Source organism: Xanthomonas sp. F14, from assembly GCF_014199865.1.
Map to the genome: position 1 here is coordinate 592,605 of NZ_JACHOM010000003.1, position 18,385 is coordinate 610,989.

The following is an 18,385-nucleotide window of genomic DNA, read 5'->3' on the forward strand; positions in this document are numbered from 1 at the left end:
GGTGCAGGACAGCTTTTTGCTGCGTGGTCCTTAACATCGCAACTCATATCATTTGAAACTTCTTGGTGAAGGTGTCGCCGCAATGAGCGTAGCCGCGCAGTTCGAGATCGAATACCTGCAATACATGGATGCGGACGGCCAGATCGTCCGCGACGACCTGCCGGCCGACGCCGCCAACCCGCAACAGTTGATCGCGCTGTTCAAGCGCATGCTGTTCGTGCGCACCTTCGACAGCAAGTCGGTCGCGCTGCAGCGCACCGGCAAGTTGGGCACCTATGCGGCCTGCCTCGGCCACGAAGCCACCCATGTGGGCATCGGCGCATCGATGCGCAGCGGCGATGTGTTCGCGCCCAGCTATCGCGAGTACGGCACCATGTTCGAACGCGGCGTGCGCCCGCGCGACGTGCTGCTGTACTGGGGCGGCGACGAACGCGGCAGCGACTATCCGCGCGATGCCGATGCGGCGATCGACTTCCCGATCTGCGTGCCGATCTCCACCCAGTGCCTGCACGCGGCCGGTTCGGCGCTGTCGTTCAAGCTGCAGGGCAAGCCGCAGGTCGCTGTGGCCTGCTGCGGCGATGGCGGCAGCTCCAAGACCGACTTCTACGCCGCGCTCAATTCGGCCGGTGCCTACAAGCTGCCGCTGATCCTGTGCGTGATCAACAACGGCTGGGCGATCTCGGTGCCGCGCTCGGCGCAGACCGGCGCGCAGACGCTGGCGCAGAAGGGCCTGGCCGGCGGCCTGCATTGCCTGCAGGTGGACGGCAACGACCTGATCGCGGTGCTCGAGGCGATGCGCCAGGCGCGTGCGCGTGCACTGGCCGGCGACGGCGGCACGGTGATCGAATTCCTGACCTACCGCCTGTCCGATCACACCACCGCCGACGATGCGCGGCGCTACCGCGGCGAAGAAGAGGTCAAGCAGGGCTGGGCGCGCGAGCCGCTGCTGCGGCTGCGCCGTTATCTCACCGCGCAGGGCCTGTGGGACGAGGCGCAGGAAACCGCCTGGAAGGCCGAATGCGGCGCGCGCGTGGACGAAGAGGTCAACGCCTACCTCAACACGCCGGTACAGCCGGTCGAAGCGATGTTCGATTACCTCTATGGCGACCCGCCGGCCGAGTTGCTGGCCCAGCGCGCCGAGGTGATGGCGCAGGAGGCCCGCCATGGATGAGCTCAACCAGTCACACCTGGCTGCGACACAGCAGCAGGCCAGTGCCCCTTACAACGCCGCAGCCACGCGCGGAGAGATCGCCATGAGTTCGCCCATTACCCTGATCGAAGCCATCACCCAGGCGCTGGCCTGGGAGCTGGAACACGACCCCGCGGTGCTGGTGCTGGGCGAGGATGTCGGCGTCAACGGCGGCGTGTTCCGCGCCACCGCCGGCCTGCAGCAGCGCTTCGGCAGCGAGCGGGTGCTGGACACGCCGCTGGATGAAACCACCATCGCCGGCCTGAGCGTCGGCTTGGCCGCGCAGGGCATGAAGCCGGTGGCCGAAGCGCAATTCGACGGCTTCGTGTACCCCATGGTCGATCACCTGATCTGCCACGCCGCACGCCTGCGCAACCGCACCCGCGGCCGCCTGCATTGCCCGATGGTGCTGCGCGTGCCGTGGGGCGGCGGCATCCGCGCGCCGGAACATCACAGCGAAGCCAACGAGGCCATCTTCACCAACGTGCCCGGCCTGCGTGTGGTGTTGCCATCCTCGCCGCAGCGCGCCTATGGCCTGTTGCTGGCCGCGATCCGCGACCCGGATCCGGTGATCTACATGGAGCCCAAGCGCATCTACCGCCAGTACAAGGAAGTGGTCGCCAACGATGGAGAGGCGCTGCCGCTGGACGTGTGCTTCGTGCTGCGCGACGGCACCGACGTCACCCTGGTCACCTGGGGTGCGCAGGTCAAGGAAGCGCTGGAAGCGGCCGACAAGCTCGCCGGCGAAGGCATCAGCGCCGAGGTCATCGACGTGGCCACGCTGCGCCCGCTGGACTTCGACACCATTGCCGAATCGGTAGCCAAGACCGGCCGCTGCGTGATCGTGCAGGAAGCCCCGCGCACCGCCGGCTTCGGTGCGGAGATCGCCGCACAGCTGGCGGAAAAATCGATGTACGACCTGCTCGCACCGGTCGAACGCGTCACCGGCTACGACACGCATATCCCGCTGTTCCGGCTGGAAATGAAGTACCTGCCGAGCGTGGAGCGCATCGTCACCGCTGCCCGTCGCGCGGTGGCCGCCGGCTGACATGCGCGCCCGTCTGCTCTGCGATTACCGCGCCGCGTACGCCAACCCGATCCGCTTCCGTGCTGGCCAGCAGGTGACCATCGGCGTGCGCGATGAGGAATGGCCGGCCTTCGCCTGGGTCAACACCGGCGACGGCCATGCCGGCTGGGCCCCGGTGGCCTGGCTGCGCCCGCTGGGCGACGGCCAGGCCGAAGCCCTGCGCGACTACGACGCACGCGAACTCGATGCCCACCAGGGCGAGGACGTGCTGCTGCATTACGAACATGGTGGTTGGTGGTGGTCCGAGCGTGCCGATGGCATGCAGGGCTGGCTGCCGGCCGCCGACCTCGAACTCCTCGACGACACCACGCCGCCGCTGCCTGCGGCGCAAGAGAACCTGCCATGAGCGAAGCCAAGAATTTCCACCTGCCCGACCTGGGCGAAGGCCTGCCCGACGCCACCATCGTCGAATGGTTCGTCAAGGAGGGCGACAGCGTCCGCCTGGACGATCCGCTGGTCTCGATGGAGACCGCCAAGGCGGTGGTCGAGGTGCCCTCGCCGTTTTCCGGCACCGTGACCAAGCTCGCCGGTGCCGCCGGCGACATTATCGTCACCGGTGCGATGCTGGCGCAGTTCGCGCTGGACGCCTCGCAGCCGCAGCGCGCCGATGGTCAGGACACCGGGCACTCGCATGGCCCCGCACCCACGCACACGCCCAGCACCGGCGACAGCGCGGCCGGCCCGACCGCGCGCGTGGTCGCCTCCGACAACGGCGGCGAGATTGCCGACGCCGATTCCAGTGGCGGGAGCGAGCGTGACGACGCCGGTACCGTGGTCGGTGCGATGCAGAGCTCCAACGCGGTGCAGAGCGAACAGGCAATCGCCGTGGGCGGCGTGCGCGCAATGCCGGCCGTGCGCGCGCTGGCGCGCAAGCTGCGCGTGGACCTAGCGCAGATCCGTGCGAGCGGCCCCGATGGCACGGTGACGATGGCCGATGTGAAGCAGGCCGCCGCGGCCGGCAGCGCGCCGCTGTCTGCAGCGCGCGCGAGTGCCTCGGTCACGCCGAGCAACGGCAGCAACGCGCCAGCAGCCGCGCCGCACGCCGCCGCCGGCACGCACTCGGCAACCAGCGCAGCCGGCAACGCACAACCACGTGCAGCGCTGTCTGCCAGCGGCAAACCGATGCGTACCCAGTCGCCCGGCGTGGTCGCCAAAGGCCAGCCGGAACAGCTCAAGGGCGTGCGCCGCAACATGGCGCGCGTGATGGCCGATGCGCACAGCAAGGTGGTGCCGACCACGCTCAACGACGATGCCGACATCCACGCCTGGCAGCCCGGCAACGATGTCACCGTGCGGCTGGTACGCGGCATCGTGCGGGCGTGCCAAGCGGTTCCAGCGCTCAATGCCTGGTTCGACGGCGAGGCACTCAGCCGCACCCTGCACACGCAGGTGGATATCGGCATTGCAGTGGATACCGAAGAAGGCCTGTTCGTGCCCGCATTGCGCAATGCCGACATGCTCGACGCGCACGGCATTCGCGAGGGCGTCAACCGGCTGCGCCAGCAGGTGGAAAACCGCAGCATCGCCGCCTCCGAGCTCAGCGGCTACACCATCTCGCTGTCCAACTTCGGCATGTTCGCCGGCCGCTACGCCACCCCGGTGGTGGTGCCGCCATGCGTGGCCATCGTCGCCGCCGGCCGCGCACGCTACCAGCTCACTCCGGTGATGGGCGGGGTGGAAACCCACAAGGTGATGCCGCTGTCGCTGACCTTCGACCACCGCGCCGCCACCGGCGGCGAAGCCGCGCGTTTCCTGCGCGCACTGCTGGACGATCTGGCGCTGGCCAACTGACGCACGGATAGCAGAACGGCCGCGCCCACCGCTCGTTGGGCGCGGCGCGCCTTGTCGCATCCGTCCACACGCGACCGGACCCACGGTTGCGATGAACTCGCCGTTCGCGGAATCCCTGGCGGCATGGAGGCCGCGGTGGAGCCTTTATTGCCCCGGATTCCGTGTCTTGCCGGCTTGAACATTGCGGATAGATCACTCGTAGAGCGGCTGACCTGCGGCCTGGCTGCAGGGCCCTTGCCCGCCCACCATCGCGGGACACGCCGCAAGTACGTCCGTGTAGGCTCTTACGCGGCATCCATGCCGCGTAAGTTCCCGCGACGGTGAGCGGGCAAGGACCAGTCGAGAGAGTCGGTGTGCATGGTTGCAAGCAGGGCATGATGCGGCGTGTGGATTACTGCGCATCCGATCAGTTGCCAATGCCAGGTTTGGCTGCGGGGCCCTTGCCCGCCCACCATCGCAGGACACGCCGCAAGTACATCCTTGTAGGCTCTTACGCGGCATCCATGTCGCGTGAGGTTCCGCGACGGTGGGCGGGCAAGGACCAGTCGAGATGGTCGGTGTGCGCGGTACAAGCAGCGCATGAGGTAGGTTGTTTCTCTAGCAAGGCCAATCGGTTGCCCAAGACGAGCCGAGCAACAAGCAGGCTTTCATTGAAGCAACCTAGTAACTTTCTGGTGTGGTGCCCTCGCCGGTTGCGGGACCCTCGGCGGCATGGATGCCGCCGAGGAGCCTCCACGGACGGATTCACGGCGTGTCCCGCAAGCGGTGAGGGCACCGCGCACTCGATGCACCAGGCTTTGACTTAAGCATCTGATCGCCCCTAAGAATCCATGGGTCGAAGTCTTGGTTGCGGTATGCGTTGTGCCACGATGGACTTGGACGATATGGCGAGATGCGCTGTCGCGCGGCGGCGCTGCGCTCTGGTTGCAGCGTTCTGCCCGTCCATCGATGCATTGCCCAGCGGCAACCCCGCATGACGTCCCACCGACCATTGCAACGCAAATGCCTGGATAATCGGCCCATGTCATTTGCCCATCTCTCGCTGTCGCCACAGCTGCAGCCATTCTTCGACACTGCGCTGACTCGCGCCGGTCACCACACCCCTACGCCGATCCAGCAGCAGGCCATTGTGCCGATGCTGCAGGGGCGCGACCTGATCGCGATGGCGCAGACCGGCTCGGGCAAGACGCTGGCCTATGCGCTGCCGCTGCTGCAGCAACGTTGCCTGGCGCCCGACACCGCGCCGCGCGTGCTCGGGGCACTGGTGCTGGTGCCCACGCGCGAACTCGCTGCGCAGGTCGAAGACACCTTGCGCCAACTGGCCGCGCATCTGCCGCGGCGGCTCAAGATCGTGGCGGCTACCGGCGGCAGTTCGATCAATCCGCAGCTGCTCGCCCTGCGCGGGGGTGCCGATATCGTGGTCGCCACGCCCGGACGGCTGCTGGATCTGGTCGACCACAACGCACTGCGCCTGAGCGAGGTCGCCACACTCGTGCTGGATGAAGCCGACCGTCTGCTCGAGCTGGGCTTCGGTGCCGAGCTCGATCGCATCCTGGCCTTGCTGCCGGCGCAGCGCCAGAGCGTGCTGTTTTCGGCCACGTTTCCGCCCGGCATCGCCTCGCTGGCCAAGCGTCGCCTGCGCGACCCGCTACGCATCACCGTTGCCGCCACCCCGGAGGCTGCGCCTGCGATCGAACAACGCGCGATCGCCGTCGATGCCTGCCAGCGCACGCAACTGCTGCGCCACCTGCTGCAGGAGCATGGTTGGTCGCATGTGCTGGTGTTCGTCGCCAGCCGGCATACCGCCGAAAAAGTCGCCGAAAAACTCGGCAAGACCGGCATCAGTGCGCAGCCGCTGCACGGCGAACTGAGCCAGGGTCGCCGCGAGCGTACGTTGCACGCCTTCAAACAGCGCGAGCTGCAGGTGCTGGTGGCCACCGACCTGGCCGGACGCGGTATCGATATCGATGCGCTGCCGGCCGTGATCAATTACGACCTGCCGCGCTCGACGGTGGATTACACCCACCGCATCGGCCGCACCGCACGCGCCGGCGCCAGCGGCCTTGCGATCAGCTTCGTCACGGCAGAGAGTCAGCCGCAATGGCGTTTGATCGAAAAACGCCAGGGCCTGCGCGTACCGACCAGCATGGTCGCCGGGTTCGAGCCGAGTCCGGCGACCGCGGCGCCTGCAACACAGATGCCGAAGACCGGCACGCGCGCTGCGGACGACAACGGCGGCATCAAGGGCAGGCGACCGAGCAAGAAGGACAAGCAACGCGCGGCAGCGGCGACGCAGGCAGGCAAGCCCGACTGAAGGCGGTGGGTGACACCTGACGCGCTGGCGTCACGCCAAGGCGGACGCCACGCGAAGACTCAGTCCTGCTCGAAATCCAGCTCGCCACCCGCGGCGCTGTCGCCATCGGCACGCGGAGTCCGCTTGCCGGGCTTGCGCAGGATTTCCACGAAGAACTGCCCGCCACCTTCGCTGGTGAGCGCATTGATCGAGCGGATCAGCTCGGCCGGCGGCAGCGGCGCAGCACTGGCCTCGTCCACCCCGAAGCGCATGTCGAAATCCCAATAATCCGCTCCTTCCGGCAAGTCCTTGCGACGCTCGCGGCGGATGTACTTGCGGATATCGTGCTTGCTGGATTCCAGCAGACGGTCGCGGTTCTTGCCTTCGAGGTTGAGCTGGTAGGTCTTGCGCATGGCGACATCGGTTGGGAGCTGGCCGCCTATTGTGAGGCCACACGGCCATTCTGGGTGAATGGCCGGGGATTCGGTGGCCGGCGGCATGGGCGCAAGCGTTTGCCTGCCTCGGCGTGGAGAACGCCACGCGCGCCCTGCGCCAGCATGGATACACGCCGCGATGCGGCACGACGGGCGACCCGTCGATGCAGGCTGGCACAGGCGAGCAGGCCGCCGCCTCATGCACGACGATGGCGTGTCGCACACCTCGGCCTGCCACCTGGCTGACGATGTCGATGTGAAAGGCGTGCCCAACGTGGCCGCAGCGGTGCTGCCGCAGATGATCAAGCAACAGTCCGGCCACGTCTTCAATACTTACTCGATCGCCGGGCGCAAGGTGTTTGGCCAGGGATTTGCGGTGTCCTCGGCAAGCAAGTTTGCAGTGACCACTTCATCGAAGGCCTGCGGATGGAAGTCGGCAAGAAGCACAACATCCGCTTCACCAGCCTTCAACCGGGCATCGTCGCAAACGAGCTTCCGGCACAGACCACCAGCGCGGAATATCAGGCCATGATGGCCGGTTATGCCGGCACGGTTCGCATGCTGGACCCGATGGATAGTGCCGACACCATCCTGTTCGCGGCGCAGGCACCGTCCAACGTCAACATCGCCGAAGTCTTCGTGCTTCCGACCGACCAGGTCTGAGTCTCCGCCTCACCAGGCAAACCGCAAGGCAAAGACGCACTGTCGTCTGTGCCCTGCGCGGCGCCACGGTTCCCGCACGCCGGCCTGCCGGCCGGCTACCGGTTCCTCGCAGGCCGCGGCGGCGGCCCACGCGGGTGAACGACCGCGCGCCGCCGCCTTCGATAATGGCGGCTTGGCCGCCACGGCCGAGCGGCATCAGGCGTGCTGCGTCGCTGCCCGGGTGCTACCGGAATCGGGCCGGATCTTGAACCAGATCGAATACATCGCCGGCAGGAACACCAGCGTCAGGATCGTGCCGGCCAGGGTGCCGCCGATCAGCGTATAGGCCAGCGTGCCCCAGAACACCGAATGCGTGAGCGGGATGAACGCCAGGATCGCCGCCAGCGCGGTCAGGATCACCGGCCGCGCACGCTGCACGGTGGCTTCCACCAGCGCATGGAACGGGTCCAGCCCTTCGGCCTCGTTGTGATGGATCTGCCCGATCAGGATCAGCGTGTTGCGCATCAAAATGCCCGACAACGCGATCAGGCCCACCAGCGCATTGATGCCGAACGGTTGCTGGAACAGGATCAGGGTCGGCACCACGCCGATCAGGCCGAGCGGGCTGGTCAGAAACACCATCACCATCGCCGAGATCGAACGCACCTGCAGGATGATGATCAGCAAGGTGGCCGCCAGCATGATCGGGAACAGCGGCAGCATCGCGGTGGTTGCCTTGCCGGATTCCTCGATCGAACCGGCCTCCTTGATCTGGTAACCGCTGGGCAATGTGTCGATGATCGGCTGCAGCTGCCTGGTGATCGCCGCCGAGACATCCGGCGGCTGCAGTTGGTCGTCGACATCTCCGCCCACGGTGATCGTCGGCACCCGATCACGGCGGCGCATGATCGGCTCTTCCATCCTTACATCCACCTTGCCCACCTGCGACAGCGGCACGCGCTGGCCGTTGGCACCGGCCAGGGTGAAGTCGGCGATGCGTGCCGGATCGAAGCGCGTGTCGCCGGCCGAACGCGCCATCACCTGCACGCTGCGGATATCCTCGCGCACCAACGTGACCGGCACGCCGCTGAGCAGGAACTGCAGTTGCTGCGCCACCGCGGCCGAGGTCAGCCCCACCGCCTGCAGGCGGTCCTGGTCCAGGGTGAAATGCAACGTGGGCGTGCGCGTGCCCCAGTCGGTGTTGACGGTGCGCAGCATCGGGCTGTCCTGCATGACCTGCCTGACCTGCGCGGCAATGCCACGCACCACCTGCGGGTCCGCCCCGCTGACCCGGTAGGCCACCGGAAACTGCGAGTACGGGCCGAAGGTGAGTTGGGTCACGCGTACGCGTGCTTCGGGGGCCAAGCCTTCGGCAACGGCCTTGCGCATGCGCAGCTTCAGTGCGTCGCGCTCGTGCTGGTTGTCAGTGCGCACCACGATCTTGGCGAACGACGGATCCGGCAACTCCGGGCCCATCGCCAGGAAGAAGCGCGGCGCGCCCTGGCCGATGTAGGCGGTGACGATCTTGGCTTCGCTCTGCCCGGCCAGCCAGGCTTCCAGCTTGGCCGTGGCCGCACTGGTCTGGGTGATCGAGCTGCCATACGGCAGTTGCACTTCGACCAGCACTTCAGGGCGATCGGAGATCGGGAAGAACTGCTTCTTGACGATGCCCATGCCCAGGATCGCAAGCACGAACAGGCCCACCACCGAGCCGGCCACCAACCACTTGCGCGCGATGACGCGTGCCAGCGCATTGCGGAAGCGGTTGTAGCGCGGCGTGTCGTACATCGCGGCGTGGCCGCCTTCGATCTTCTTCAGATCCGGCAGCATCTTGACGCCCAGATAAGGCGTGAACACCACTGCCACCACCCACGACACAATCAGCGCGATCCCCACGATCCAGAACATGTTGCTGGTGTATTCGCCGGCAGTGGAGGCGGCAAAGCCGTTCGGCATGAAGCCGACCGCGGTCACCAGCGTGCCGGACAGCATCGGCGCGGCGGTATGGCTCCACGCATAGGCCGATGCGGCGACGCGGCTATAGCCTTCCTCCATCTTCACCACCATCATCTCGATCGCGATGATGGCGTCGTCCACCAACAATCCCAGCGCCAGGATCAACGACCCCAGCGTGATGCGGTCGAAGTTCTTGCCGGTGGCCAGCATCACCACGAACACCGCCGCCAGCGTCAGCGGCACCGCGGCCGCCACCACGATACCCACGCGCCAGCCCATGCTGACGAAGCACACCAGCATCACCACCAGCAGTGCGACGAAGAACTTGGTCATGAACTCGCCCACCGACGCGTCGATGTTGACCGCCTGATCGGTGACCTTGCTCAGGGTCATGCCCAGCGGCAGCTCGGCGTTGATTGCGCCCACTTCGCTGTCCAGCGACTTGCCCAGATCCAGCCCGTTCCAGCCATCGCGCATGATGATGCCCAGCAGCAACGCCGGCTCGCCGCCACTGCGGATCATGAAGGTGGACGGATCTTCGTAGCCGCGTTTGACCGTGGCGATATCCGACAGTTTCAGGGTGCGGCCCTGCACCACCAGCGGGGTATCGCGGATCTTCTGCAGGCTGTCGAGCGCACCGTCCAGGCGAATGAACACCTGCGGCCCGCGCGTCTCCACCGAACCTGCCGCATTCAAGGCGTTCTGCGCATTGAGCGCCGCAAACACCTCCTGCGGACCGACGCCCAGCGTGGCCAGGCGCTCGTGCGAGAACTCGACAAAGATGCGCTCGGGCTGTTCGCCGATGATGTTGACCTTCTTGACGCCCGGCACGTGCAACAGGCGCTGGCGCAGGCTTTCTGCATCGCGCGCAAGCAAACGTTGCGGCTCGCCCTTGGCCTTGAGCGCGAACAGCGCAAAGGTGACGTCGGCATATTCGTCGTTGACCATCGGCCCGATCACGCCGGCCGGCAGGTTGCCGACTTCGTCGCCCACCTTCTTGCGCGCCTGGTAGAACTGCTCCTGCACCTGGCTGGGTGGTGTGCTGTCCAGCAAGGTCAAGGTCGTGAACGCAAGCCCGGGGCGCGTATAGGTTTCGCTGCGGTCGTACCAGCGCAGCTCCTGCAGGCGCTTTTCGAGTTTCTCGGCGACCTGGTCCTGCATTTCCTGCGGCGTGGCGCCTGGCCAGGCGGTCACGATGGTCATGACCTTGACGGTGAAGGCCGGGTCTTCGGCACGGCCAAGCTTGAGGAAGGCGACCAGGCCAGCCAGCGAAATCAGGACGATCAGAAACAGCGTGATCGAGCGCTCGCGCACCGCCAGCGCGGAAAGATTGAACCGGCCTTCGCTCACGGCTGCGCTCCTGCCGCAGCCGCGGCCTTGGCGCCGGTCGTGGCGCCGGCGGCAGGCGCAATCGTGTTGACCACCCGCACCTGCTCGCCGTCGCGCAACAGGTGCGCGCCCAGCGCCACGATGCGCTCACCGCGCGCCAGCTTGCCGGCAACCGTGGCGTGGTCGTCGTCCAGGCCCAGCACCGCCACCGGCCGCCAGCGCACCTTGGCCGGATTGCCGGCAATCACCCACACGCCCGGCCCCTTGCCGGCATCGAACAATGCGGCCAGCGGCACCTGCAGCCCGGCCTGCGCGCCGGCGGCCGTGCCATCGGCGATGCGCAGGCTGACGGTGGTGCCCAGCGGCGCATCGCCCAGTGCGCCATCGAGCACGTAACGTGCCTCGAAGGTGCGGGTCAGCCGGTCGGCGCTTTCGGACAGCTGGCGCAAGGTCGCCGGCACGGTGACAGCGGCATTGCCGAACAAGGTGGCCTGCGCTACCGAGCCGACCTGCGGGCGCAAGGTTTCCGGCAACTGGATCACCGCCTCGCGGCGGCCGGCATGCGCCAGCCGCACCACCGGCTGCCCGGCCGCGACGACCTGGCCCGGTTCGACCAGCGTCTCCATCACCACGCCATCGGCGTCGGCCAGCAGGTCGGTGTAGCGGTTGGCGTTGCGGGCCACTTCGGCCTGCGCCTGGGCCGCGCTCAGCTGCGCCCTGGCGGTGTCGGCGGCGGCCTTGATCTGGTCGTAGGCCGAAGCCGAGATGGCGCCGGTGCCGCGCAGATCGCGGTAGCGCGCCTCATCCTCACCCGCCTGCTGGGCGCGCGCCTGCGCGGCCGCCACCGCGTCCTGCTGCGCCCGCGCAGCGAGCTTGAGGTCGACCGGGTCGATCCGCAGCAGCGGCTGGCCACGTTTCACGCGCTGGCCGGCATCGACCAGACGCTCCTGCACCTTGCCGGCGACCCGGAACCCCAGGTCGCTCTGCACCCGGGCCGCGACCGTGCCGGAGAAGCTGCGCGCTGCTGCACCGGCGTCTTCGACGATGGCCACCCGCACCAACGGGTCCGCGGTGCGCGGATCGGAGGGGGGCGCCTTGCCGCAGGCGATCAATGCCAGCGGCAGCACACAGAAAGCGGCAGAGGTAACGAGGCGCCGAAGCATGGCAAATCCAGGAGCGAGCTGATGAAGGCTTGCATCCTGAGACTTGTGACTAAATCAGTCAATAGTCACAAACGAATTTAGGGCGACAGGCTGCGGAGCACCAGGCTCGACAACAGCACCGGCACCTCGTCGGCCTGCTCCAGGCTGTGCTGCAGCAGCAGCGGGTTCATGTAAGGGCGCAGCACCATGTAAATCGCCTGCGTGGCCTCGTCCAGTGGCGTCTTGCGCTCGAAATCGCCACTTTGCCGGCCTTGCTGCAGCACATCCTGCAGCAGCGTCTGGATGCGCACTTCATAGGCGCGGACCGATTGCCAGCGCTCGGTGGCCGCCGAGGTGGCGATCTCGTACAGCTTGCGATCCTGGAAGAACAGCCGGAGGCTCGCCTCGATCATTACCTTGAAAAGCCTGCGTAATTTTTCCGGCGGCTGCTCCGCCTCGTCGACCGCGGCACGCACCTCGGTCTCGATTTCGCGCAGGCAGTTGCTGCAGATCATCTCGCCGATGGCCTGCTTGGATTCGAAGAACTTGTAGATATAGGCCTTGGAGAACCCGATCGCCTTGGCCAGGTCCGAGACGGCGGTCTTCTCGTAGCCGTAGCGGCTGAAATGCTCGGTGGCCGCAATCACGATCTGATCGCGCACGTCATGGTCGGCCGGGCCGCGGCCCGAAACCGGATAGCTGGGTGTCTTGCTCATGCCGCCAGCTTAGCGCCCCGGCGTCTCACATACAAAAGTGACCATTTCGTATTATAGTCACACCTCATCCCTGCCCGCCCGGTCTGCCATGCCCCCGTTCCGCCCTGTTGCCGTGCTTGTCGTTGCCAGCCTTGCCACGGGCTGCGCAGTCGGTCCGACCTACACCCGCCCCGCAGCGCCCCTGCCAGACCGTTACGCGGGCCAGGCGGCGGCCGAAGTGCGCCCGGCAGCGCGACCGGCCGAGCTTTCGACCTGGTGGACCGGCTTCGACGACGCGGACCTGAGCCGCTACGTCACCCAGGCGCTGGCGCAGAACCTGGACCTGGCCCAGGCCACCGCGCGCGTCACCCAGGCCCGCGCCGGCCTGACCGCCGCCACTGCCGCGCTGCTGCCCTCGGGCAACATCAGCGGCAACGCGACCCGCGCCTACCAGTCGCTGGAAACGCCGCTCGGCCAGGTGCTCAACAGCACGCCCAACTTCGACCGCTACGCCAGCACCTACGAAGCCAACCTGGGCGCGAGCTGGGAGCTGGATCTGTTCGGCGGCCTGCGTCGCGGACGTCAGGCCGCACTGGCCGACTACCAGGCCAGCGAAGCCGGCGCCGCCGCCACCCGCCTGGCGGTGGCGGCGCAGACTGCCGATATCTACATCAGCATCCGCGGCCTGCAGGCACGGCTGGAGGTGGCGCAGCGCCAGGTCGCCACCCAGCAGGGCCTGCTGTCGATGGTGACGCTGCTGCATGGCAAGGGGCTCGCGCCGGAGTTGCAACTGCACCAGGCGCAAGGCGCGCTGGCACAGGCGCAGGCCTCGGTGCCCGGCATCGAAAGCGGCCTGGTCGCGGCGATGAACGCCCTGGACGTGATGCTGGGCGTGCCGCCGGGCACGCACCGCGCGGAACTGGCCGCCACCAAACCGATTCCGCTTGCGCCGCGGATCTCCGAGACGGGCACGCCCGGCGACCTGCTGCGGCGCCGCCCCGATCTGATCGCGGCCGAACGCAGGCTGGCAGCGTCGAACGCACGCATCGGCGTGGCGATGGCCGAGTACTACCCCAAATTCTCGCTCAGCGGACTGCTCGGCAGCGCCACCGCGATCTCCGGCGCCAATCTGTTCACCGGCGGTGCCAGTCAGTCTGCCGGCGTGCTGGGCCTGCGCTGGCGGCTGTTCGACTTCGGCCGCATCAATGCGCAGATCGCCCAGGCCAAGGGCCAGGAAGCCGAGCAGCTGGCGGCGTATCGCCTGGCGGTCCTGCGCGCCACCGAGGACGTCGAAAATGCATTCACCGCACTGGTCAAACGCGAACAACAAGCCAGCGTGCTCGCGCAAGGCGTGGACGCACTGGGCAAGGCGCGCACCGCGTCCGCACTGGCCTACGAAAAGGGCGTGGTCAGCCTGATCGAAGTATTGAATGCCGACGAGCAACTGCTGCGCGCATCCGATGCGCAAGTGCAGGCGCGCACGGATGCCGCGCGTAGTGCGGTGGCCACTTTCAGGGCACTGGGTGGCGGCTGGCAATCCAGCGCCGCCGACGCGGTTGCGCTGCAGCAGTCGTCACCGCGCTGACGCAAGTACGGACAAGGTCGCTACCGGGCAACCGCAAACTGCGGCGCTTGCCTCATATCGGTGGGCGTCGTCTGTGCGCCAAGCGGGCCCTGCGTCCTTGGCGGAAGAAAACTCGCTGTCCTCACCGCGACCCGGGTGCGGATAACGACTGCGCGTCGCCGTGCACGCGATGGCTGCTGCAGCCCGCGCAGTCGTCATGTGGTCAATCGGCGTGGAAGCGGATGCCTTGATTGATCGTGCATTGATATGCCAGCACCGGCCCGCGTTGCTGCAGACCCGGCAGGTCGTACATGTAGGTGGTGAAACGCACGCTGCCATCCGGGCGCAGCTGGTAGCGCATGAACTGCTGGATCGGCTTGCCGTCGTTGGCCACGGTGAAGTGCGAACCAGAGAACGCGGCAGTGCCGTCCTCGGTGATGCGGTACGCATCGATATGGCGGCCGCCACGGGTCTGGGTGACCGGCGTGCCTTGTTCGGGTGTGCAGCGGCCAAGATCGGTGGTCAGGCTGACGTCGTAACCGGATTCCAGGGCTGCGAGCACTTCCGCACGGGTATTGAGCGATTCGCTCGCCCAGGCGGGCAGCGCGCAGGCGCACAGCGTGGCGAGCAGGGCAGCGGGAGCAAGACGGGGCATGGCGAACTCCAGGATGAGGGAAAGAAGCGACCTGGACTGTAATCAGCCCAGGGCCGTCAACATGACCCAGTCCTGTCTGCAACGCCGCACTGCGCTACGCATCACGCGGCATGATTGCGCTGTTTGGCGAAGTCCGCGCGAGATTGCGCCGTGAGGGCTATGCCTGCGCGCGCAGAGGCTGTTTGTTGCGTGATCGGGCGCTTCTATCGCCAGAAAAAAGCCGAAGGAATGTCGGCAGACGGCAGACGGCAGACGGCAGACGGCAGACGGCAGACGGCAGACGGCAGACGATACGAGCATTACGCAAGCGTCTGATGCACGCACAAAAAAATGCTGCAACTGGCACGCGTCGACCGGAAGCAACTTTTTCAAAGAGACATCACCCAACCCCACGGGGCTGCGCACCTACCCTCATCCGGCGCTGGCGCGCCACCTTCTCCCGATGGGAGAAGGGTTCAAGACGCCGGGTGATGAGGCACTCTCTCGATGAAAGAAGGCTCAAACTTGCACTCGTCACAGCTTCAACTTGATACAACCATCAAGAAGCTGCAATGCAAATCCACCCCACTACAAACGCGCATTGACCTCGCGCGGCACCTGTTCCGGCTCCGGCTGTAACGCCGGCATTGCACCCAGCAACAGACGTTCTGCCAGGGCGCGCGTAGCCACGCGCAGCTCCGGCACGGCGGTGATTTCCCAATAGCGCCCGCGCAGCAGCGGGCCCACGCAATACAGTCCCGGCACGATCTGCCCGGCGCCATCGCGCACGCGCAGTTGTGCATCGGTATCCACGCCCAGGCCCAGCGGATCGGCACGCAACAGGCCGGCTTCGCGCATGCCGGCGATCAGCGGGTCGCTGGTGCGGTCGATATCGGTATCCAACCCGGTTGCACGGATCACCGCATCGTAATGATCGGTCTGCGCGTCGGCCGATCCACGCGGGCGAATCACCGCTTCCACGCCATCGGGCACCCAACGCGCACGCAGCAGGCGCGCTGCGACGATCTGCAGTTGCCCCGATTGCTGCAATTGCGCCAGTTGTTCCGCTGCGCCCGGCGCAACGCGGTGCCGCGCCACCTCCCAATACGGGCGCAGATGGCGCAGGAAACGCGCACGCTGCGGCAATTCCAGCCGCTGCCACAGCGGTTGCAGATGCGGGCGCAAGGCATCCACCACGCGTCGCCAGTCGTCGACCACTGCACTCAGTTGCCGTACGCCGCGCAGCAGGCCACGCAGGTCGGCATCCTTGAGTGCACGCTGCAAATGCGGCGGCAACTCCAGCGCCGCGCCCGGCTGGCGCAGATGCGCCTGCGGCGCCAGGCCGCGTCGCGAGATCGCCAGCAGGCGGCCGCGATGCCCGCGCGTGTGCAGGGTCAATGCCACGTCCACCATGGTCAGCCCGGTGCCGACGATCAGCACATCGTCGTCCGGCGACAAGCGCGCCAGGGCATCGCCCTGCCACGGCCAGCCGATATAGCGCGGATGCACGCTCAGGCGCGGGCCGATCCCGGCCAGCGCCTGCGGCTGCAGTGCGCCCACCGCCAGCACCACCCGATCGCTATGAAAGGCATCGCCATTGGCCAGGAACACGCGAAAGCCCTTGCGCGCACGCTCCACCGCCACCGCTTCCTGCGACAGCCGCACGATCGACGCTTGCGCGCCACTGACCGCGGTATCCAGCTCGCTGCGCAGATAATCGCCATAGGCAAGGCGCGGCAGGAATTCCAGTCGCCCGCTGTCGCCCAGATGCAGGGTGTCGGCGAAGGCGCCTGGCGCCTGCGCGTCGATGCCCAGGTACTTGGCGCGTACGTTGAGCAGGTGCTCCGGCCGGGCGGCACCATAGGCGATGCCGCTGCCGAAGGTCTCGGTCACGCCGACCAGGGTGATACGCACCTGCGCATCGGCCGTCTGCGCCAGTGCACGGACCAGCGCGGTGCCGCAGAAGCCGGCCCCGATGACGGTGATATGGGTTTCCATGTGCAACTCCCACTGAATGACCCGCACGTTGTGCCCGCAGCGCGGCGCAAACGTGTAAACAAATGGTTAGCGGCGAGCAACCGAAAACGCATGAGCTGATCATGCTTGGTGATGAGGCTTGTGTGGCAAGCGGCCTGCGCATGGCATTGCACAAAGATGACAGCGCACGCGACCGCAGCCAGGTGCCGGTGCATGGCTCCCAACCTGGCTCGCAGCGCAGCGCTGCGCACCGCGATTTGGGGTGGCTGACAACACGTAGCGAACAATCGCTCGGGGCGTGTGGACGGCGCGCTCAACACCTGGGTGTACGAGTGGCACATGGCAATTCCGAGCACCGCCCGCGCGCGCCTGGGGATGAGTGCAGTAGATCGCAAGCCCCGCTACGCGGTGGCCGGCGCGTCGTTGGCAGAAGCGGTGGAAGTAGTGGAATGGACAGCAGACATTGCGACGCTGCGTTCAACACTGTAACGGTACCGAGCACCGCGTCATGACCGGGCTGCTCGATAATGTCGGTTTCCGATCGAGTGTCCGCCATGTCCATTTCCGCAGCACCCACGCAAATCTCGCCGCGCAATCAACGCGTGCTGATCGCAGGCGGCAGCCGTGGCATCGGCCTGGCGATTGCCGAAGCGTTCGTGCGCAACGGCGCGCAGGTCTCGCTATGCGCACGCAATGCCGATGGCCTGGCACAGGCCGCCCACGCGTTGGCGCCTCATGGAGCCCCGGTACACACCTTCGCCTGCGACCTGTCGGATGCTGCGCAAATCGAGGCCTATGTGCAGGCCGCAGCACAGGCGCTGGATGGGCTGGACGTGGTGATCAACAATGCCTCCGGTTATGGACACGGCAACGACGATGCGAGCTGGCAAGCCGGCCTGGACGTGGATCTGATGGCCGCAGTGCGCTGCAATCGCGCCGCACTGCCGCATCTGCGCAACAGCGATGCGGCAGTGATCCTGAATATCAGCTCGATCAATGCGCAACGTCCCACACCACGTGCGATCGCCTATTCCACCGCCAAGGCGGCGCTCAATTACTACACCACCACGCTGGCCGCCGAGCTCGCACGCGAGCGTATCCGCGTCAACGCAATCGCTCCAGGCTCTATCGAGTTTCCGGACGGGCTATGGGCCCGCCGCCGCGATCAAGAACCGGAGCTGTATGCCCGCATCCGCGACAGCATCCCGTTCGGCGGATTCGGTCAAGTGCAGCACATCGCCGATGCGGCGTTGTTTCTCGCATCGCCGCAAGCACGCTGGATCACCGGGCAAGTACTGGCGGTGGATGGCGGGCAGTCGTTGGGGGTGTGAGCGGGGATTTGTGCTGGCGAAGATGCCGATCCGCTGCGCGTGACTCTGTAGGAGCGTGCCTGCGCGCGATGAAGCTTTATCGGTAATGCCTCGTCGCGCGCAGGCACGCTCCTACGAACAGCAGACAAGCAGTTCCTCCATCTGCGACACCCTCGCGACGACGGGCGGGTGCTAATGGATGGTGGGCAGTCGTTGGGGGTGTGAGCGGGGATTTGTGCTGGCGGAGATGCCGGTCCGCTGCGCGTGGACCTGTAGGAGCGTGCCTGCGCGCGACGAGGCTCTATCGGTAACGCCCCGTCGCGCGCAGGCACGCTCCTACGA

The 18,385-nt window shown here is 66.8% G+C and carries 15 protein-coding genes and 1 other RNA gene; 9 read left to right on the forward strand and 7 right to left on the reverse strand.

Annotation, left to right across the window (positions count from 1 at the left end; translation table 11 throughout):
• Window positions 1–82 precede the first annotated feature (82 nt).
• From pdhA to GGR73_RS13955, 5 genes are all read left to right on the forward strand, one after another.
• The gene (pdhA, locus tag GGR73_RS13935) at window positions 83–1,171 is read left to right on the forward strand and encodes a pyruvate dehydrogenase (acetyl-transferring) E1 component subunit alpha (protein ID WP_184457416.1); all 1,089 of its coding nucleotides are present in this window, start codon (window positions 83–85) and stop codon (window positions 1,169–1,171) included.
• Window positions 1,164–2,237 carry an alpha-ketoacid dehydrogenase subunit beta gene (locus tag GGR73_RS13940; RefSeq protein ID WP_039515775.1) on the forward strand — a complete coding sequence of 358 codons (1,074 nt, stop codon included), beginning with the start codon at window positions 1,164–1,166 and terminating at the stop codon, window positions 2,235–2,237. The genes pdhA and GGR73_RS13940 overlap by 8 nt, the downstream gene beginning before the upstream one ends.
• Before the next feature lies 1 nt (window position 2,238).
• Window positions 2,239–2,622: an SH3 domain-containing protein gene (locus tag GGR73_RS13945; protein WP_016901649.1), complete on the forward strand. Its 384-nt coding sequence runs from the start codon at window positions 2,239–2,241 to the stop codon at window positions 2,620–2,622.
• Window positions 2,619–4,067, forward strand: coding sequence for a dihydrolipoamide acetyltransferase family protein (locus tag GGR73_RS13950; RefSeq protein ID WP_184457418.1), 1,449 nt, complete (start codon window positions 2,619–2,621; stop codon window positions 4,065–4,067). Before GGR73_RS13945 ends, GGR73_RS13950 begins: the two co-directional genes overlap by 4 nt.
• A 1,021-nt stretch (window positions 4,068–5,088) precedes the next feature.
• Entirely contained in the window at window positions 5,089–6,381 is a 1,293-nt protein-coding gene (locus GGR73_RS13955; RefSeq protein WP_184457420.1) for a DEAD/DEAH box helicase, read from the forward strand.
• Between the two features lie 59 nt (window positions 6,382–6,440).
• Here GGR73_RS13955 and GGR73_RS13960 read toward each other — a convergent pair whose 3' ends face one another.
• Window positions 6,441–6,773 (reverse strand): DUF6172 family protein, encoded by a 333-nt coding sequence (locus GGR73_RS13960; protein ID WP_046345437.1) that lies wholly within the window; start codon window positions 6,771–6,773, stop codon window positions 6,441–6,443.
• 319 nt (window positions 6,774–7,092) lie between these two features.
• On the opposite strand from GGR73_RS13960, the gene GGR73_RS20210 reads away from it, so the two are divergent.
• Window positions 7,093–7,326 (forward strand): hypothetical protein, encoded by a 234-nt coding sequence (locus tag GGR73_RS20210; RefSeq protein WP_425522042.1) that lies wholly within the window; start codon window positions 7,093–7,095, stop codon window positions 7,324–7,326.
• A complete protein-coding gene (locus GGR73_RS20215) occupies window positions 7,221–7,457 on the forward strand; it encodes a hypothetical protein (protein ID WP_065033029.1) in 237 nt (78 codons plus the stop codon). Before GGR73_RS20210 ends, GGR73_RS20215 begins: the two co-directional genes overlap by 106 nt.
• Before the next feature lie 195 nt (window positions 7,458–7,652).
• Here GGR73_RS20215 and GGR73_RS13970 read toward each other — a convergent pair whose 3' ends face one another.
• The 3 genes from GGR73_RS13970 to GGR73_RS13980 form a co-directional block, all read right to left on the reverse strand.
• Entirely contained in the window at window positions 7,653–10,742 is a 3,090-nt protein-coding gene (locus tag GGR73_RS13970) for an efflux RND transporter permease subunit (RefSeq protein ID WP_184457423.1), read from the reverse strand.
• On the reverse strand, window positions 10,739–11,884 hold the full coding sequence (locus tag GGR73_RS13975) for an efflux RND transporter periplasmic adaptor subunit (RefSeq protein WP_184457426.1): 1,146 nt from the start codon (window positions 11,882–11,884) through the stop codon (window positions 10,739–10,741). Before GGR73_RS13975 ends, GGR73_RS13970 begins: the two co-directional genes overlap by 4 nt.
• A 77-nt stretch (window positions 11,885–11,961) precedes the next feature.
• The gene (locus GGR73_RS13980) at window positions 11,962–12,579 is read right to left on the reverse strand and encodes a TetR/AcrR family transcriptional regulator (protein ID WP_016901656.1); all 618 of its coding nucleotides are present in this window, start codon (window positions 12,577–12,579) and stop codon (window positions 11,962–11,964) included.
• A gap of 88 nt (window positions 12,580–12,667) precedes the next feature.
• Here GGR73_RS13980 and GGR73_RS13985 point away from each other — a divergent pair, with 88 nt between their 5' ends.
• Window positions 12,668–14,143, forward strand: coding sequence for an efflux transporter outer membrane subunit (locus GGR73_RS13985; protein ID WP_065033032.1), 1,476 nt, complete (start codon window positions 12,668–12,670; stop codon window positions 14,141–14,143).
• A 202-nt stretch (window positions 14,144–14,345) separates the two neighbouring features.
• Here GGR73_RS13985 and GGR73_RS13990 read toward each other — a convergent pair whose 3' ends face one another.
• The 3 genes from GGR73_RS13990 to GGR73_RS14000 all read right to left on the reverse strand — a co-directional run bounded on the left by GGR73_RS13990 (window position 14,346) and on the right by GGR73_RS14000 (window position 17,074).
• Window positions 14,346–14,777: a VirK family protein gene (locus GGR73_RS13990; RefSeq protein ID WP_046345433.1), complete on the reverse strand. Its 432-nt coding sequence runs from the start codon at window positions 14,775–14,777 to the stop codon at window positions 14,346–14,348.
• 567 nt (window positions 14,778–15,344) lie between these two features.
• Window positions 15,345–16,754, reverse strand: a complete 1,410-nt coding sequence (locus tag GGR73_RS13995; RefSeq protein ID WP_184457428.1) for an FAD/NAD(P)-binding protein — start codon at window positions 16,752–16,754, stop codon at window positions 15,345–15,347.
• Window positions 16,755–16,997: 243 nt separating this feature from the next.
• A non-coding RNA gene (locus GGR73_RS14000) (sX9 sRNA) lies at window positions 16,998–17,074 on the reverse strand.
• 213 nt (window positions 17,075–17,287) lie between these two features.
• On the opposite strand from GGR73_RS14000, the gene GGR73_RS14005 reads away from it, so the two are divergent.
• On the forward strand, window positions 17,288–18,064 hold the full coding sequence (locus GGR73_RS14005; protein ID WP_065033033.1) for an SDR family NAD(P)-dependent oxidoreductase: 777 nt from the start codon (window positions 17,288–17,290) through the stop codon (window positions 18,062–18,064).
• The last annotated feature ends 321 nt before the right edge of the window (window positions 18,065–18,385 follow it).